The 17,240-nt window shown below is 59.1% G+C and carries 16 protein-coding genes; all 16 read right to left on the bottom strand.

Annotated features, from left to right (window positions below):
• Positions 1-12: 12 nt before the first annotated feature.
• Positions 13-1,176 (bottom strand): phospholipase D-like domain-containing protein, encoded by a 1,164-nt coding sequence (locus QN370_RS12880; protein WP_416172128.1) that lies wholly within the window; start codon positions 1,174-1,176, stop codon positions 13-15.
• A 16-nt stretch (positions 1,177-1,192) separates the two neighbouring features.
• Positions 1,193-1,987 carry an endonuclease/exonuclease/phosphatase family protein gene (locus tag QN370_RS12875; protein WP_322126222.1) on the bottom strand — a complete coding sequence of 265 codons (795 nt, stop codon included), beginning with the start codon at positions 1,985-1,987 and terminating at the stop codon, positions 1,193-1,195.
• Entirely contained in the window at positions 1,984-2,478 is a 495-nt protein-coding gene (gene nudB / locus QN370_RS12870; RefSeq protein WP_322126221.1) for a dihydroneopterin triphosphate diphosphatase, read from the bottom strand. Before nudB ends, QN370_RS12875 begins: the two co-directional genes overlap by 4 nt.
• Positions 2,479-2,548: 70 nt before the next feature.
• Positions 2,549-4,354 (bottom strand): aspartate--tRNA ligase, encoded by a 1,806-nt coding sequence (gene aspS / locus QN370_RS12865; RefSeq protein ID WP_322126220.1) that lies wholly within the window; start codon positions 4,352-4,354, stop codon positions 2,549-2,551.
• A gap of 68 nt (positions 4,355-4,422) precedes the next feature.
• Positions 4,423-5,058 (bottom strand): DUF502 domain-containing protein, encoded by a 636-nt coding sequence (locus QN370_RS12860; RefSeq protein WP_322126219.1) that lies wholly within the window; start codon positions 5,056-5,058, stop codon positions 4,423-4,425.
• Positions 5,059-5,100: 42 nt separating this feature from the next.
• Positions 5,101-5,430, bottom strand: coding sequence for an FmdB family zinc ribbon protein (locus QN370_RS12855; protein WP_322126218.1), 330 nt, complete (start codon positions 5,428-5,430; stop codon positions 5,101-5,103).
• A 97-nt stretch (positions 5,431-5,527) separates the two neighbouring features.
• A complete protein-coding gene (locus QN370_RS12850) occupies positions 5,528-6,961 on the bottom strand; it encodes a sodium:solute symporter family protein (RefSeq protein WP_322126217.1) in 1,434 nt (477 codons plus the stop codon).
• A gap of 85 nt (positions 6,962-7,046) precedes the next feature.
• On the bottom strand, positions 7,047-7,649 hold the full coding sequence (locus QN370_RS12845; protein WP_322126216.1) for a methyltransferase domain-containing protein: 603 nt from the start codon (positions 7,647-7,649) through the stop codon (positions 7,047-7,049).
• Complete coding sequence (gene ubiB / locus QN370_RS12840; RefSeq protein ID WP_322127196.1) at positions 7,649-9,220, bottom strand: ubiquinone biosynthesis regulatory protein kinase UbiB; 1,572 nt, start codon at positions 9,218-9,220, stop codon at positions 7,649-7,651. The genes QN370_RS12845 and ubiB overlap by 1 nt, the downstream gene beginning before the upstream one ends.
• Before the next feature lie 5 nt (positions 9,221-9,225).
• Positions 9,226-9,816, bottom strand: coding sequence for a ubiquinone biosynthesis accessory factor UbiJ (locus tag QN370_RS12835; RefSeq protein ID WP_322126215.1), 591 nt, complete (start codon positions 9,814-9,816; stop codon positions 9,226-9,228).
• A gap of 95 nt (positions 9,817-9,911) precedes the next feature.
• Positions 9,912-10,841: a Tim44-like domain-containing protein gene (locus QN370_RS12830; RefSeq protein ID WP_322126214.1), complete on the bottom strand. Its 930-nt coding sequence runs from the start codon at positions 10,839-10,841 to the stop codon at positions 9,912-9,914.
• A 9-nt stretch (positions 10,842-10,850) separates the two neighbouring features.
• On the bottom strand, positions 10,851-11,585 hold the full coding sequence (gene ubiE / locus QN370_RS12825; protein WP_322126213.1) for a bifunctional demethylmenaquinone methyltransferase/2-methoxy-6-polyprenyl-1,4-benzoquinol methylase UbiE: 735 nt from the start codon (positions 11,583-11,585) through the stop codon (positions 10,851-10,853).
• A 76-nt stretch (positions 11,586-11,661) separates the two neighbouring features.
• Complete coding sequence (locus QN370_RS12820; protein ID WP_322126212.1) at positions 11,662-12,093, bottom strand: DUF971 domain-containing protein; 432 nt, start codon at positions 12,091-12,093, stop codon at positions 11,662-11,664.
• Positions 12,094-12,121: 28 nt separating this feature from the next.
• Complete coding sequence (locus tag QN370_RS12815) at positions 12,122-12,556, bottom strand: HIT family protein (protein WP_322126211.1); 435 nt, start codon at positions 12,554-12,556, stop codon at positions 12,122-12,124.
• Positions 12,557-12,558: 2 nt separating this feature from the next.
• Positions 12,559-16,551 carry an FAD/FMN-binding oxidoreductase gene (locus QN370_RS12810; RefSeq protein ID WP_322126210.1) on the bottom strand — a complete coding sequence of 1,331 codons (3,993 nt, stop codon included), beginning with the start codon at positions 16,549-16,551 and terminating at the stop codon, positions 12,559-12,561.
• Between the two features lie 94 nt (positions 16,552-16,645).
• Entirely contained in the window at positions 16,646-17,134 is a 489-nt protein-coding gene (locus tag QN370_RS12805) for a YqaA family protein (protein ID WP_322126209.1), read from the bottom strand.
• Positions 17,135-17,240: the final 106 nt, after the last annotated feature.

Here is a 17,240-nt window from a genome sequence, read left to right as displayed (position 1 = left end):
GCAAGCACACGCTCAGGAATAACGCCCGAGCGTAGCGATGCGCAGCAAGCTGCGATAACAGAAGTACGCGGCACCATACCAGATGCGCTGGAGCCGTCCGACATGGGCAAAATCCTCGGGCGCGATGGTGGTGCCGTCTCGGACCGCCTCTTCGATCAGGCCACGCAATTGCTCCGTGAAAGGGACGTCGCGGATCACGATATTGGCTTCCTGGTTCAGGAACAGACTCAGTCCATCGTAATTGCTGGAACCGACCGTGGCCCAGTCATCGTCCACCACCGCCACTTTTGCATGCAACTGGGTGCGCCGGAATTCCACCACCTTGACGCCGCATTGCAACAGCTTGGGATAGAACGAACGGGCCACCGCATCCTGCATGCGAAACTGACCGACACCGAGCAGCAAGGTCACGTCAATGCCACGCGCTGCCGCTTGTGACAATGCTTCGCGCAATTTCCGGCCCGGGGCAAAGTACGGCGTCGACAGGATTGCACTGGAGCGCGCGCTGCGCAGCGCCTGCAACGTCACCCGCTGGATCGTGCGCCGGTTGCGCAGGTTATCGCGAATCACCAGTCCTGCCAGCGCACCGCCGCCGTTGCCGGCCTCGCGCGCGGAACGGGTCTCGCGAAACAAGCCCCAACGCGTCAGCAGTTTCAATCTACCCATGCGCAACCATTGCGCTTCGATTTCCAGATGCATCAGCCTGACCAGCGGACCGTGGATCTCGACGGCAAAGTCCCAGCGCGGCTCCGGCAGCACAATGCGCGCTGCGTCATCCGAGATCATGTCATCGTTGATATTGAGGCCGCCAATGAAAGCCAGATTGCGGTCGACCACACACAGCTTGCGATGAGTACGCGCCAGGCCACGACGAAACCACGGATTGAAACTGCGATGGTGGACACCGCCGGCACGCAGGTCACGGTCGAGCCGCACCGATTGCACCCGGCCGGTACCGATCCAGTCCGTGATCACGTACACCGCCACACCACGAGCGGCCGCACGCAGCAGCGCAGCCTTGACGCTCACGCCAGTCTGGTCGTCGGCAAACATGTAGGTCTCGAGGTGGATCTCCACTTTGGCGGCATCGAACGCCGCGATCAGGGCAGGGAAAAATTCGGCACCGCACTCAAGCAGGCGTAACTGGTTGCCAGCGACCAGACCTACCGGACGCACGCGCATTGTCTCGGCCTCATTTCAGCTGCAACGTCGCCAGGATGGGCGCGTGATCCGACAATCTTGCCCACAACGCACCATGCAGCACTTCGGCCGATTCGATGCTGAACCCGCGCACGTAAATCCGGTCAAGCTGGAGGAATGGCAGCATCGCCGGGAAGGTGCGCGCCGGCTGAATCTTCGCATTCGGTCCGCGCAGACGCCGCAGAAAACTGCCCATGCCAACGCTGGGCGTGCGTTCGTCGAACACCTCGGTCACGCCAAGCCGGGTGCGCAGCGCTTCACTGAGGTGGTTGCCCCAGTCATTGAAGTCACCGGCAATGATGACCGGCGCACCCGGTGGAGCCGAATCCAGCACGGCCTCGATCAATGCTTCAGCCTGGCGGCGGCGGCCACCGGCGAAGAGACCGAGATGAATCACGTAACAATGGACCGGCAGCGCGTCGAGGTGGATCACGCAATGCAGGATGCCGCGCGATTCGTACTTGTGATCCGACACATCCTGATTACGCGAGGAGGCAATCGGCAAATTGCTTAGCAGCGCATTGCCGTGATGACCGTGGTCGTAGACCGCGTTCATCCCGTAGGCGGCCTGGTACGAATCGCCCGCAAGAAATTCATGCTGGGCCTGGCCCGGCCACGATGCCGTGTGGCGCGCTGCCAGCACGTCATGGCGGCCCTGCACTTCCTGCAAAAAATAGACATTGGCCTGCATCGTCGCCAGTGCCTGCTTGAGGGCAACGATACGCGGCTTGCTGCCAAACGACGACACACCCTTGTGGATGTTGTAAGTGGCAATACGGATTTTCATGTGGGCCCTGGAGACTCCGGTGAGCGCAGCCGTTCAGGCAGTTGCAAGATGGCCTCGGCATTTGACGGAGAGAAGCATAAATCAGCTGCCTGATGATACGGTAGCCACTGGTAGCTTGTATGTTCGCGAGCGGACAAAGTGACGACGATATCGCGTGGCACCTGCAGACTGAACACGTGTTCGGTATTGCGCGTGATGCCGGGCGCATAGCGGTGCCGCCAGACCGGGTAGATTTCGTAGAGGTTTTCCAGCTGCCAGTCACGCAGGTCGGCCGGTGACGGTGCGCCGGCTGCGCTGATGAAGATGCCGGTTTCTTCGGCCACTTCGCGTTCTGCGGTGAAGGCCAATGGTTCGTCGAGGGCATCCTTGGAACCGGTCACGGATTGCCAGAAACCGGCCTTGTCGGTGCGCTGGATCAGTAGCACCTCAAGATCGGCGGTATGGATGACGACGAGGACGGATTCGGGGATCTTGAATTGGGGTGTGGTCATCGGATTATTCAAAAAAAAGGCGCGAAAATACGCGCCTTTTTATTATGCCCTGAAACATACTTTTTGCAGGTTACCCCTTGATGACAGGCTCCACCGCACGCAAACGGATATGCAGTTCGCGCAATTGCTTCTCGTCGACCGGCGACGGTGCCTGGGTCAGCAAACATTGTGCACGCTGGGTTTTCGGGAAGGCGATCACGTCGCGAATCGAATCGGCACCGGTCATCATCGTGACGATACGGTCGAGGCCGAAGGCCAGTCCGCCATGCGGCGGCGCACCGTATTGCAAGGCGTCGAGCAGGAAGCCGAATTTGAGTTGCGCTTCGTCGTCGTCGATCTTCATCGCACGGAATACCTTGCTCTGGACTTCGGCGCGATGGATACGGACCGAACCACCACCAAGTTCCCAGCCATTGAGGACCATGTCGTAAGCCTTGGCAATGCACTTGCCCGGATCGGTTTCGAGGAAGTCTTCGTGACCGTCTTTCGGTGCCGTGAACGGATGGTGCGCGGCATGCCAGCGATCGCCTTCCTCATCGTATTCGAACATCGGGAAGTCAACGACCCACAACGGTTTCCAGACATCATCGAACAAGTCATTCTTTTTGCCCAAATCAGAATGGCCGATCTTCACCCGCAACGCACCGATTGCATCGTTGACGATCTTGGCCTTGTCGGCACCGAAGAAAATCAGGTCGCCATCCTGGGCACCGGTTAGCGCAAGAATACTTTGCAGCGCGCTGTCATGCAGGTTCTTGACGATCGGCGATTGCAAACCTTCGCGGCCCTTGGCGATTTCATTAACCTTGATATAGGCCAACCCCTTGGCACCATAGATGCCGACGAACTGGGTGTAGGCATCGATTTCCGAGCGCGGCATGGCGCTGCCACCCGGCACGCGCATACCCACGACCCGACCACCCAGCATGTTGGCAGCGCCCGAGAAGACCTTGAAGTCGACATCCTTCATCACTTCAGTGAGGTCGGTGAAGGCCAGCTTGACGCGCATGTCGGGCTTGTCGGAACCGTACAGGCCCATCGACTCCGAGTACGGCATCACAGGGAACGGGTTCGGCAAGTCGATATCAAGCGCGTTCTTGAAGACCAGGCGAATCATGCCTTCAAACAAATCTCGGATTTCCTGTTCATTCATGAACGAGGTTTCGCAATCGATCTGGGTAAATTCAGGCTGACGATCGGCACGCAAATCTTCATCGCGGAAACACTTGACGATCTGGTAGTACCGATCAAAGTTCGCCACCATCAGCAATTGCTTGAATAGTTGCGGCGACTGCGGCAACGCAAAGAACTGACCGGCATTGACGCGTGACGGCACCAGATAATCGCGCGCACCTTCCGGCGTCGACTTGGTCAGCATCGGTGTCTCGATATCGATGAAGCCGTGCTGATCAAGAAACTTGCGCACTTCCATCGTCACCTTGTAGCGCAGACGCAGGTTGTTCTGCATCTGCGGACGACGCAGGTCCAGCACGCGATGGGTCAGGCGGGTGGTCTCGGAGAGGTTGTCGTCGTCGAGCTGAAATGGCGGCGTGACCGATGGATTGAGGACTTCGAGCTGCTCGCACAAGACTTCGATCTTGCCCGATGGCAGGTTGCTGTTGGCGGTGCCATCGGGACGCAGGCGGACCACGCCGGTGACGCGCATGCAAAATTCATTGCGCACGATTTCGGCAGTGCTGAAAACCTCGGCTTGCTCCGGATTGCAGACGACTTGCACCAGTCCTTCGCGGTCGCGCAAGTCAATGAAAATGACGCCACCGTGGTCGCGTCGGCGATGGACCCAGCCGCACAGGCTGACAGTTTGACCGAGGAGCGCCTCAGTGGTGAGGCCGCAATAATGAGTTCGCATGGACATGTTCGGTTTCCGTATTCAGTGTTTCAGTTGTTCAGGTGTCTGCCGTGTTTGACCGCTGCCCGCAGGCTTCAGGTCGCACCCTTGGCAGGATCAATGATGATTTTTTTTTCGAAATGCTCGGGAGCGACGACTCCCATCGAAACGATGTACTTGAGCGCGGCGTCGACTGTCATGTCGAGTTCGATCGTCTCGTCACGCGGCACCATCAGGAAAAATCCCGAGGTCGGATTCGGCGTGGTCGGTACATAGATACTGATGAAATCGCCCACCAGATGGTTGCGCACATCGCCGCCCGGCACGCCGGTGAGGAAGGCGATGGTCCAGCTGCCGCGGCGCGGATACTCGACCAGCACGGCCTTGCGAAAGGCATTGCCGGACGACGACAACAAGGTATCCGAGACTTGCTTGACGCTGGAGTAAATCGAGTTGACTACCGGAATGCGGGTCAGCAGCAGCTCCCACCAGATCACGACATGACTACCGACAAAATTGCGCGTCGCAAGCCCGGTCACGAAGATGATCAGCAAGGTCAGGATAGTACCGAGGCCGGGTATCGCAAAACCGAACAGCACTTCCGGACGCCAGCGCACCGGCAGCAGCAGCAAGGACTGATCCATCGTGCCGATGATCAGATTGATGACCCACAGCGTAATTGCCAGCGGGACCAGGATGAGCAATCCGGTGACGAAATATTTACGAAGCATGATGAGCTGGCCTTGTTGCCACCGCAGTGGCGTAGCAAAAAATCAGGTTGCCGACGGCGTACCGCCGCCCGTATCGGACTTGGCAGGTGCCGCAGCGACAGCCGGAGTCGCCGGCGCGGGCGTTGCAGCAGGCGTTTCGCCAGACTTGGCCGGCTCTGCATGCGCGGCCGGTGGCACATTGGTACCGGCACCACCACGAAAATCTGTCGCGTACCAACCGGTACCCTTGAGTTGAAAGCCGGCGGCCGTCAGTTGCTTTTTGAACGTGTCTTTGCCGCATTCCGGGCAATCAGTCAATTTTGGATCGGACATCTTTTGCAGTACATCTTTGGCAAAACCACACGCTTCGCAGCGGTACGCATAAATCGGCATGAAAAAATCCCTGACTGAGAGCGATCAAAAGACTGGATTATAGAGGGTTTCAGGGGTGAACCGGCGAGGATTGCGGCAAGTCAACGCCGTTCAAACATCAGCCCCGCTGCACGGCTACCGGCGCGCGGCTCACCTGTGGCAGCAACGACCCTAGCAGCATTGCGGCCAGGCTCAGCATGACACCGACCAGTTGCGGCGGCCAGTAACCATCCGGTGCCAACCATTCCAGCAGCAACCACGACGACAGCCCGAAGAGAATAGAGGCAAGCGCACCTTGTCGCGTCGCGTGTTTCCAGTACAACCCCAGCGCCAGCGGCACGAAGGCCGCCACCAGCGTCACCTTGTAGGCGTTCTCGACCATCTTGTAGATACTCGACTGGCTGTGCAGCGCGAAAGCGGTGACGATCACCGTGAAAACCACCAGCACGATGCGCATGCCGAGCAAAAACTGTTTGTCGGTCTGCACCGGCAACAGACCCTTCAAGATGTTTTCGGTGAAGGTGATCGACGGTGCCAGCAGCGTCGCGCTGGCGCAGCTCTTGATGGCTGACAGCAGCGCGCCAAAAAACATCACCTGCGCGATCAGCGGCACCTTGGTCATGATCAGCGTTGGCAGGATCAGCTGCGGGTCCTTGTCGATCAGAGCGATCACCATTTGCGGGTCGATCAGGGTCGCCGAGTAGGCCAGAAACATCGGGATGAAGGCGAAGCAGAAGTACATCACGCCGCCCAGCATGGAGGCCCGGCCGGCGATTTTTTCATTCTTCGAGGCACCGACCCGCTGGAACACGTCCTGTTGCGGAATCGAGCCCAGCATCATCGTGATCCATGCCGCGCCGAACCACAGTACCTCGCGCGACGTCGGTGCCGGCCAGAAATCGAACTTGCCGGCGTTGGCCGCATGTGCCACCACCACCGAGGCACCGCCAGCCATCGCCGACACTTCCCAGCCAATGTAGAGCATGCCGAGCACGATGATGATCATCTGCAGGAAGTCGGTCACCGCGATGGCCCACATGCCACCCATCAGCGTGTAGACCAGCACACTGCCCGCACCGATCAGCATGCCGACATCCATCGGGATGGCACCACCGGAAACCACATAGAAGACCAGACCAAGCGCCTTGATCTGCGCCGCCACCCAGCCGAGATACGAGATCACGATGCATAGCGTCACCAGCACCTCGACCGCACGGCCGAACTTGTTGCGGTAGAAGTCGCCTATGGTCAGCAGGTTCATCCGGTACAGCGGGCGGGCGAAGAACAGACCGACCAGAATCAGGCACATGGAGGAACCGAACGGGTCGGCGATCACGCCACGCAAGCCTTCCTTGACAAAGGTCGATGAGATGCCGAGTACGGCTTCCGAACCGAACCAGGTGGCAAACACGGTTGCCGTGACCACCGACATCGGCAGTGCGCGACCGGCCAGCGCGTAATCCCTGGAGTTCTTGACATAGCGCGCCGCATACAGACCGATGCCGACCGAGACCACCCAGTAGAGAATGACAAACCAGATGAGGGCGTGCATGGCGGGTCCTTGGGCGCAATGTGGATGAGAAAAACAGCTCCTGGATTATAGCGAAAGTTGGTATTGCCGTTAGTAAATCAATGCTTCAGCGCCGCTGCCATAACTGCCAGCGTTCCTTGCCGGCGAATACCGCAATCGAGTCCCCGACAGGCACCTCCTCGATCAATACAAAATACGGCAGCATCAGCGCATCCAGCGCGGCACGGTCGGCCCCGAATGGCGGACCTTTGGGCGCATCGTCGTAAAAGAAAAATCCTCCGAGCAGCGCACCGGGTGCCAGCAGTGCCGCCCATTGCGCGACGATCGCGCTCCAGCGCGCGCGCGGCATCGCACACAGGAATGCTCGCTCATAGATGAAGTCCACAGTTTGCGCTGGCTCAAAACTGAAAAAGTCCGCTTGCTGCACATGCCCGGCATAGTCACCGAGTGCGGCTTGCGCCATCGCCACGGCTGCCGGTGAAAAATCGATCGCCGTCACGGGCCAGCCAGCTTGCGCCAGATGACGCACTTCGTAGCCCATGCCGCAACCGGGTATCAGCGTCGTCAATGGTGTCGGCGATTGCGCCACGAAACGTCTCAGTTCGGCCGGTACACCACCCTGATCCCACGGCGTGAATTGCTGCTCGAAACGCTCGTTCCAGAAACCCGGTGCCAGCGGATCGCGTTCGGTGAAATGCGGCGTCGCCATCAGAACGACCAGAGCAGCCAGCGTCCGACAAAGCGCAACAGCAACACGCCACCGATCAGCCCGGCCGAAAAATACACGACGGTACTGATCAACCGATTGGTGCGACGCTGTTCGGCCAGCAAGGCCACCAGCAAGACCTTGTTATCTTCGTTGGGCTGGGCAACCTGCGCTAGCGCCTGATGCACCATGCGCGGCAGTTGCGGCAACAGTTTGTTGTAATGCGGCGCTTCGGCCTTGAGACGCTCGACCAGTCCACGCCAGCCGATCTGCTCGGTCATCCAGCGTTCGAGGTAAGGCTTGGCCGTTTTCCACAGGTCAAGATCGGGATCAAGCTGACGGCCCAGCCCTTCGATATTGAGCAAGGTCTTTTGCAGCAGCACCAGTTGCGGCTGCACTTCGACATTGAAGCGACGCGAGGTCTGGAACAGGCGCAACAGAATCTGGCCGAACGAGATGTCTTTCAATGGCCGGTCGAAGATCGGTTCGCAACAGGCACGCACCGCCGATTCGAGTTCATCGACACGGGTTTCTTTCGGTGCCCAGCCGGATTCGATATGCGCTTCGGCGACGCGCTTGTAATCACGCCGGAAAAACGCCAGGAAATTTTGCGACAGGTAGTCCTTGTCGAAGTCATTGAGGGTACCGACGATACCGAAATCGAGCGCAATGTAACGGCCCAGCGTGGCCGGTTCGATGGACACGAGGATGTTCCCCGGATGCATGTCAGCGTGAAAGAAGCCATCCCGAAACACCTGCGTAAAAAAGATTTCGACGCCATCACTGGAGAGCTTTTTCATGTCGACACCGGCGGCCAGCAGCTTGTCGATGCGCGAGATCGGCACCCCTTTCATGCGCTCCATCACGATCACCGCCGACGAGCAGTAATCCCACATCATCTCCGGCACCATCAGCAGGGTCGAGTCGGCGAAATTGCGACGCAACTGACTGCCATTGGCTGCTTCGCGCATCAGGTCCAGTTCATCGTGCAGGTATTTGTCGAACTCGCCGACGACTTCACGCGGCTTGAGTCGCTTGGCATCGGCCCACAAGCGTTCGACCAGACCGGCCGCCACATGCATCAGCGCGACATCTTCATCAATCGATTTTTTCATGCCCGGACGCAGCACCTTGACCGCGACTTCGCGGCCATCCTTGAGCACCGCAAAGTGCACTTGCGCGATCGAGGCCGAAGCCACCGGAACCCGGTCGAAACTGGCGAACAGTTCCGACGGATGGGCCCCGAGTGACTTGGTGATTTGCGCAATCGCCAGCTCGGAATCGAATGGCGGGACGCGGTCTTGCAGGCTGGTCAGTTCTTCGGCGATATCGGCCGGCATCAGGTCGCGCCGGGTCGACAGCACCTGGCCGAACTTGACGAAGATCGGACCGAGTTCTTCGAGTGCACGACGCAGCCGTTCGCCGCGCGGTGCCGAGATGTCACGCCAGAAAATCAGGGTGTCAATCAGCTTGGCGGTGCGCGGGATTTTCAGCCCCGACATCGCGATATCGTCGAGTCCGTACTTGATGGCGACCCGGGCAATTTTGAGAACCCGCAGGAACTTGAAGCTCAATAAACTCATTGCGCCCGCCCTTTCAGGCGCGCGATGCGTTTGGCCATGCGTTCGACGTCGTCGCGCAGGCGCGCCACGTCGGTGGCAAATTCTCGTACCGCTTGCGGGCGCATCAACATCGGGTTCTCTTCCAGAAAATATTCGGCAGTGGTTTCGGCCAGTTTTTGTTGGGTGCTGGTTATGGTCTGCACCAGCGACTTCGCGCCGGCGACCAGCCTTACCGCGGCGACATCGCCAACAAGTCGACTCAGGTCGGCCTCGGCCTCCCAGCGCAGCGACTGGCTCAGTTGCGAAATCGTGTTGGCCAGATCGGCGTCACCGTCGATGCTGACAAACGAAAAAGCCCGTGTCCGGTTAGCCAGAATCAGTGGCAAGTCCGCGGGCTTGATACGGATCGTCACGCTGGCGACAGCGCCTTCGGCGGCGGCGCTGACATAGCCATCCGGTTCGATCTGCAAGGCCAGCGCGAACAAGCCAAGGTCAAAGCAGGCAACCTTGCCGGCGTGCGCGATGAGTCGGGTACGCGCCCAGGATTCGGAAGCCAGCAAGTGATTGATGGCGGCGGGTGCAACGTGGGGGAGTGGAGAGAGTGTCATCGTCAATAAAAAAAACCGCCAGTGACCATACACGGGCGGTTCGAGTTTAGCAGTTTGCGGGCGGTAAGCGGTTTTGCCGACCGGACACTAATCAATCAGGACAATTGCTGGATACCAGCCAGTACCCATCCACCTTGGCCGGTGGTCGATTTCGACAGATTCCAGGCTTCGGCGAACGGTTCGGCCGGTGCATTTTCGGATTCCTTGATCAGGCCGGAGAACTTCACGCTGGCCAGATAATCGCCGCCAACGGTTTCAACACCCATCAGTTCGGCATCAATCCTGACCACGTCAGTGACATTGACCGACGCGCCGCGCTCCTGGATTTGCAGGCGCAGTTCGGCAAACATTTCCGACGACGTGAATTCACGGATGTCGTTGATGTCAGCCTTGTCCCAAGCGGCTTGCAGACGGATGAAATACGTCTTTGCATTGCGCAGGAAACCTGGCACATCGAAGTCAGCCGGTACGCCGAACGGTACCGCCGCCGCACCGCTGGCCAGCGGTACCGATTGCAGTGCTGCCGGTTGTGAGAGAGGCTCGATGCGCGAACCGATTTCCGGCGTGTAATTGCTGCTGCTGTTGTTGTTACTGCCAGCATCGTAGCCGCCGGCATAACCCGGCTTGCTACCGTTATCGGTCTTGCGTTTGAACATGCCGTAAATGAAGAACGCCGCAGCAGCCAGCAAGCCCACCATCAGCAACGTACTGATCATGCTGGCCATCGCGCCACCCAGACCGAAGTGCGACAGCATCGCACCGAGACCCAGCCCGAGCAACGCGCCGCCCAGCATGCCGCGCCAAGGACTGGCTGGCTTCGGCGGCGTCACGCCCGGTGCTGCTGCCGGCGTGGCAGGACGCGCCTGGCTTGCCGCTTGCGAAGACTGGCTCGGCGCTTGCCGGCTCACGCCTTGTGATTGACGGCCAAACGAACCGCCACCGCCCATGCGCTTGGCTGCGACCTCGGTTGCTACCATCGACAGCGCGCCGAAGGCCAGCATCATTATCAGCAAATATTTTTTCATGTGGTGCCCCTAGAATTTGATTCCAGTGTGGAGTGCTGCCACACCTGCTGTGAGATTAAAGTAATCGACCCGGCCGAAACCGGCTTCCTGCATCATCGTTTTCAACGTTTCCTGATCCGGGTGCATCCGGATCGACTCGGCCAGATAGCGGTAGCTGGCGGCATCGCCGGCAATCCGCTGGCCCAGCCATGGCAACACTGAAAACGAATATACGTCATACGGTTTTTGCAACGCTGGCATGACCTTGGAAAACTCCAGTACCAGAAGCTTTCCACCGGGCTTGAGTACCCGGTGCATTTCGGTCAGGGCAGCATCCTTGTGCGTCATGTTACGCAAGCCAAACGCCACACTGACCCGGTCAAAGTAGTTGTCAGCAAACGGCAACTTCTCGGCGTCACACAACAATGTTGGGGTCGACAAGCCGTTGTTCAAGAGCCGGTCGCGCCCGACCCGCAACATCGATTCGTTAATGTCGGTCAACCAGACTTCGCCGGTCGAGCCGGCCTTGGCCGCAAATGCCTTTGCGAGGTCGCCCGTGCCACCGGCGATATCGAGCACCTTGAAGCCGGGGCGGATGCCTGCCTGCGCAATCGTGAACGCCTTCCAGAGACGATGCAGCCCGCCCGACATCAGGTCGTTCATCACATCGTACTTGGCGGCGACCGAATGAAATACTTCGGCGACTTTATGGACCTTGTCTTGTTCGTCGACGGTTTGATAACCGAAGTGGGTGGTGTTGGTCATGGACTAATCCGAATAAAAATATCGTGGAGTGGGCTCGGCCGTGCGCCGCGTGAGCTCGATGAAACCGAGCCCCATCCTACCCGCAACTTTTGCCCGAGGCTTTTTTGGGGGCAGCGACCAGGTCGCGACCGCTTTCGCCTTCATGACCGGCAGCATGCAATCGCGCCATGTAGTCATCCCACAAAGCGGGCTGGTTCTCGCCCAGCCAGTGCAGATACTCCCATGAATAAATGCCGGTGTCGTGCGAGTCTGAAAACTGCGCCTGGACCGCATAGTTGCCGATCGGCTCAAGCGCGGTGATATCTATATCGCGCTTGCCAGTCTGCAGCGTTTCCTGGCCGGGACCGTGGCCGCGCACTTCCGCCGACGGCGAATACACGCGCAGCAATTCAAACGGCAAGGAAAAATTCTGGCCATCGTTGAAACCGATTTCCAGCAGGCGGGACTTGCGGTGCACGGTCAGTCCGGTCGGGCTGACTTTTGGTGGGGATTGCTTGGAGCCTGTCATGAATAAGTTATCCGGAAAAAGTTAAAGGTCAGGCATGCAAGGCATGCACAAGCGCGCGACGTAACGCGGGCAACAACGCACGGCGCGCGGCTATTGATGAGGTCGTCGGTACGCGTACCGCTTCGGCCCAGACCGGTGCCGGAAAATGCGCATCATCGATGAAGCGCGGTATCACATGCCAGTGCAGATGCGGCACCATGTTGCCCAGCGCCGCGAGGTTGATCTTGTGCGGCGTCATCACTTGCCGCAACACCGTTTCGACCTTGCAGACGGTCATCATCAACATGCTGCGATCGGCCGGCAGCAGGTCCGTCAATTCGGCCGCATGCGCGTTCCAGATCACGCGGCAGAAACCCGGATAGCGGGCGTCGTCGACCAGCACGACGCGCAGGTGGTCGTTGCGCACGATGACTTCACCGCCATCGGTATCGCACAATTCGCAAGCGGGCACGGTCGTCGTCACGGCTACACCAGAATCCGTTCGATGCCGCCCGCATTGGCCCGGGCGACATACTCGGGCAACCAGTTCGGACCGAGGATGTGACGTGCCATTTCGACGACGATGTAATCGGCATCGGTGCCGGAATCTTCATCGTAGCGCGACAGACCCTGCAGGCAAGAAGGGCAACTGGTCAGTATCTTGACCTCGCCGGTGAAGCCATCGGCGCGGACCTTGTCGACGCCCTTGACCATTTCTTCTTCCTTGCGAAAGCGGATCTGGGTCGAGATGTCAGGCCGGGCCACCGCCAGCGTACCGGACTCGCCGCAGCAGCGATCATTCTTTTCGATCTTCTGGTCGTCAATCGTCGTGATGAGACTGTTGACGGTTTTCAGCGGGTCCTGCAATTTCATCGGGCTATGGCAAGGGTCGTGATACATGTAGCGCGTGCCGGTGACGCCTTCGAGCTTGACGTTCTTTTCGAGCAGGAATTCATGGATGTCGATAATGCGGCAACCCGGAAAAATCTTCTCGAATTCGTAGCCCTGCAACTGGTCATAGCAGGTGCCGCACGACACCACGACGGTCTTGATGTCGAGGTAATTGAGCGTGTTGGCCATCCGGTGGAACAGCACGCGGTTGTCGGTGATGATTTTTTCGGCCTTGTCGAAATCGCCCGACCCGCGCTGCGGATAACCGCAACACAGGTAACCCGGCGGCAGCACGGTTTGCACGCCGGCATGCCATAGCATCGCTTGCGTGGCCAGTCCGACTTGCGAGAACAGCCGCTCCGAACCGCAGCCCGGAAAATAAAACACCGCTTCGGTATCGGCCGTGGTGTTCTTCGGATCGCGGATCACCGGGACGATCTTGTCGTCTTCGATATCAAGCAAGGCGCGTGCGGTTTTCTTCGGTAAATTACCCGGCATCTTCTTGTTGATGAAGTGGATGACCTGTTCGCGGATCGGCGCTTTGCCGTGGGTCGATGGCGGTGCCTTGGTCTGCTTTTTGGCAAACTTTTTCAGGATGTCGTTACCCAGGCGCTGGGCCTTGTAGCCCCAGCCGATCATGACCTGACGGGTCGCGTTGATGGTCGCCGGATCGGTCGCATTGAGGAAGAACATAGACGCGGTCGTCCCGGCATTGAAGGACTTCTTGTTCATCTTGCGCAGCAGGTTGCGCATGTTCATCGACACTTCGCCGAAGTCGATATCGACCGGGCACGGCGTCAGGCATTTATGGCAGACCGTGCAGTGGTCGGCGACATCCTCGAACTCTTCCCAGTGCTTGATCGAGATGCCGCGCCGAGTCTGTTCTTCGTACAGGAAGGCTTCGACCAGCAGCGAGGTGGCGAGGATTTTATTGCGCGGCGAGTACAACAGGTTGGCGCGCGGGACATGCGTGGCGCAGACCGGTTTGCATTTGCCGCAACGCAGGCAATCCTTGATGCTCGTCGAGATCGCGCCGATATCGCTTTGCTGCATGATCAGCGACTCGTGACCCATCAGGCCGAACGACGGCGTGTAAGCATTGCGCAAGTCGGCATCAATGCCCGGCAAGTCCATCATCTTGCCCTTGTTGAAGCGCCCTTCCGGATCGACGCGCATCTTGTAGGCGCGGAAATCCTTGATCTCGTCGTTGGTCAAAAACTCCAGCTTGGTGATGCCGATGCCATGCTCGCCGGAGATCACGCCATCGAGTGAGCGCGCCAGGATCATGATCCGCGCGACAGCGGCGTGGGCATCCTGCAGCATTTCGTAGTGGTCGGAATTGACCGGCAAATTGGTGTGCACGTTGCCATCGCCGGCATGCATGTGCAGCGCGACGAAGACGCGCCCGCGCAGGATGCGTTTGTGGACCGCGCTGCATTCGTCGAGGATGGGCTTGAAGGCCGCACCGCTAAACGACAGACGCAACGGCGCACGCACTTCGGCTTTCCAGGAGATACGGATGGTACGGTCTTGCGCCAGGTCGAATACGGTGGCGGCAGGTTGCTGCAGCAGACGTTCATCGAACGCCGCCGACAATTTTTGCAAGCCCAGCGCGACCAGCTCGTCCTTGGCATCGACCAGCGGACGGTCGAGGTTGGCCAGCACGTAGGTCCAGCGCGCATGGGTCTTATCGAGCAGCGCTTGCGCTTCGGTGACGCGGTCTTCCAGCATTTCGGCCGGGGGAATCGCGTCGCCGTCGTCGCTCTTGCCCAGCGGCAGATTGCCCTTCTCGAAAAATTCGCTCAGGGCTTCGACCAGCTGCAACTTGTTCTTGATCGACAGCTCGATATTGATGCGCTCGATGCCGTCGGTGTATTCGCCCATCCGGTTCAATGGAATGACGACATCTTCATTGATCTTGAAGGCATTGGTGTGACGGGCAATGGCGGCAGTGCGGGCGCGGTCCAGCCAGAACTTCTTGCGCGCTTCCGGGCTGACGGCAACAAAGCCTTCACCGACATGCTTGTTGGCCATGCGCACCACTTCGGAGGCCGCTTGCGCGACGGCCACATCATCGTCACCGACGATATCGCCGAACAGCACCATTTTCGGCAACACGCCGCGCTTGGATTTGGTGGCGTAACCGACCGCACGCAAATAGCGCTCGTCGAGATGCTCGAGGCCGGCAAGGATGGCGCCGCCCTTGCGGGTCTCGCCGTCAAGGTAGTCCTTGATTTCGACAATGGACGGAATCGCTTCGCGCGCCTGCCCGAAAAACTCAAGGCAGATGGTGCGCGTGTGCTTGGGCATCTTGTGCAGGATCCAGCGGGCCGACGTAATCAACCCGTCGCAGCCTTCTTTCTGGATACCCGGCAGGCCGGACAGGAATTTATCGGTGACGTCCTTGCCGAGACCTTCCTTGCGGAATGAGCGGCCGGGGATGTTCAGCGTCTCGGTCTTGAATGGCGCAGTGACGACACCGTGTTCGGCCGGATGGGTCCAGACCAGCTCGAAGGTCGCCATCGGCGCATCGTGGATCTTGCTCAGGTTGTGGCCGATGCGGGTGACTTCGAGCCAGTCGCCATTCGGATCGACCATTTTCCAGCTGGCGAGGTTGTCGAGTGCGGTACCCCACAGCACGGCTTTTTTGCCGCCGGCATTCATGGCGACGTTGCCGCCAATGCAGGAAGCTTCGGCCGAGGTCGGGTCGACGGCGAACACGAAGCCGGCTTTTTCGGCCGCATCAGAAACGCGCTTGGTAACCACGCCAGCGCCGGAATAAATCGTCGCGTAATCGCGCTCGACACCCGGCAGGCGCGTCATTTCGACGGCACCGAGCTGTTCGAGTTTTTCGGTATTGATGACGGCCGACATCGGCGTCAGCGGAATCGCACCGCCGGTGTAACCGGTGCCGCCGCCGCGTGGAATGATGGTCAGTCCGAGTTCGATGCAGCCTTTGACCAGACCGGCCATTTCATTTTCGGAGTCTGGCGTGAGGACAACAAACGGGTATTCGACGCGCCAGTCGGTCGCATCGGTGACATGCGAGACGCGTGACAGGCCATCGAACTTGATGTTGTCTTTTTGGGTGTAACGCGACAAAACCTTGTTGGTGCGCTTGCGCAAATCATAGGTGCGCTTGAATTCTTCGCCAAAATCCGCGACCGCCTTGCGCGCCGCGCGCAGCAGCGCTTCGACATTGGCACTGCGGCGCGTTGCGACCGCATCGCCCGCTTCCGCCAGATCGGTGGTGATGCGACGCTTGTCGACTTCGCCCAGACGATGGTTCAGTGCATCGACCAGCGCCTGACGGCGCTTCGGATTGTCGAGCAGGTCGTCTTGCAAATAGGGATTGCGCCGTACGACCCAGATATCGCCTAGCACCTCGTAGAGCATGCGGGCCGAACGGCCGGTCTGGCGGGCACCGCGCAATTCGTCGAGCAAGTTCCACGCATCTTCACCGAGCAGGCGGATGACAATCTCGCGGTCGGAAAACGAGGTGTAGTTGTACGGAATTTCACGCAGTCGTGACGCGGCAGCATGGCCGCTGTCTGCGATGAGGGATTGAATTTGCGCCGGAGCGTTCATCGAATAATTGCCTGCAGGATTCTAAAAAAGCATTTTAGCGTATTGCGCTGCACCAGACTTGAACACCCTTCCACGAACGCGGGGAAGCAAACATTCAAAACCAGTTGCCAATATGACGCCACCAATCGTCCGGCACAGTCAGCAATACGGTAGTGGCGGCCAGATAGCGCAAAAATTTTCCCAGTGCCATGTAAAAAACACAGGGCCAGAACGGCAAACGGGCCCAGCCACCGAGCGTACACAACGGATCGCCCACCACCGGCAACCAGCTCAGCAGCATAGTCTTCGCCCCGAAATGCCGGACCCAGCGCATCCAGCGGCCATACTCGTCCGGTGCCAACGCTTGCTTGGCACCATAACCCATCCAGTAGTCAACTACACCTCCCAGCGTATTGCCGCAGGTTGCCACCAGAATCGTCGGCCAGAACAGCGCAGGATTGGCCTTGATCACCGCAAACACGGCCGGCTCCGAACCGAGCGGCAACAAGGTAGCTGATATAAAGCTGATCAGGAATACCGATGTCAGGCCGACCGCGGGGGCGGCAATGGCGGCAAGCAGCCAGAGTGTGGCGGTTTCTATCATGGGTGCCGCTTGGACAAGCAGTGCGACAAGGGGATCAAGAGTGTCCTTTTCTGGCTAACGATCAACATCGGAGGTGGCGGGGGCCGTCCATTATAATGACGGTCCG

Source organism: Actimicrobium sp. CCI2.3 (genome assembly GCF_035019065.1).
Taxonomy (GTDB): domain Bacteria; phylum Pseudomonadota; class Gammaproteobacteria; order Burkholderiales; family Burkholderiaceae_D; genus Actimicrobium.
Note: the sequence above shows the minus strand (reverse complement) of the source record. Positions and strands in the feature narration are given on the sequence as shown.

Bases quoted from the DNA above. Each gene is read 5' to 3' on its own strand.
- QN370_RS12805 (WP_322126209.1), bottom strand. From the start codon at position 17,134: ATGATAGAAACCGCCACACTCTGGCTGCTTGCCGCCATTGCCGCCCCC.
- QN370_RS12830 (WP_322126214.1), bottom strand. From the start codon at position 10,841: ATGAAAAAATATTTGCTGATAATGATGCTGGCCTTCGGCGCGCTGTCG.
- nudB (WP_322126221.1), bottom strand. From the start codon at position 2,478: ATGACCACACCCCAATTCAAGATCCCCGAATCCGTCCTCGTCGTCATC.
- QN370_RS12850 (WP_322126217.1), bottom strand. From the start codon at position 6,961: ATGCACGCCCTCATCTGGTTTGTCATTCTCTACTGGGTGGTCTCGGTC.
- QN370_RS12810 (WP_322126210.1), bottom strand. From the start codon at position 16,551: ATGAACGCTCCGGCGCAAATTCAATCCCTCATCGCAGACAGCGGCCAT.
- QN370_RS12845 (WP_322126216.1), bottom strand. From the start codon at position 7,649: ATGGCGACGCCGCATTTCACCGAACGCGATCCGCTGGCACCGGGTTTC.
- QN370_RS12860 (WP_322126219.1), bottom strand. From the start codon at position 5,058: ATGCTTCGTAAATATTTCGTCACCGGATTGCTCATCCTGGTCCCGCTG.
- QN370_RS12875 (WP_322126222.1), bottom strand. From the start codon at position 1,987: ATGAAAATCCGTATTGCCACTTACAACATCCACAAGGGTGTGTCGTCG.
- QN370_RS12835 (WP_322126215.1), bottom strand. From the start codon at position 9,816: ATGACACTCTCTCCACTCCCCCACGTTGCACCCGCCGCCATCAATCAC.
- aspS (WP_322126220.1), bottom strand. From the start codon at position 4,354: ATGTCCATGCGAACTCATTATTGCGGCCTCACCACTGAGGCGCTCCTC.
- ubiE (WP_322126213.1), bottom strand. From the start codon at position 11,585: ATGACCAACACCACCCACTTCGGTTATCAAACCGTCGACGAACAAGAC.
- QN370_RS12855 (WP_322126218.1), bottom strand. From the start codon at position 5,430: ATGCCGATTTATGCGTACCGCTGCGAAGCGTGTGGTTTTGCCAAAGAT.
- QN370_RS12820 (WP_322126212.1), bottom strand. From the start codon at position 12,093: ATGACAGGCTCCAAGCAATCCCCACCAAAAGTCAGCCCGACCGGACTG.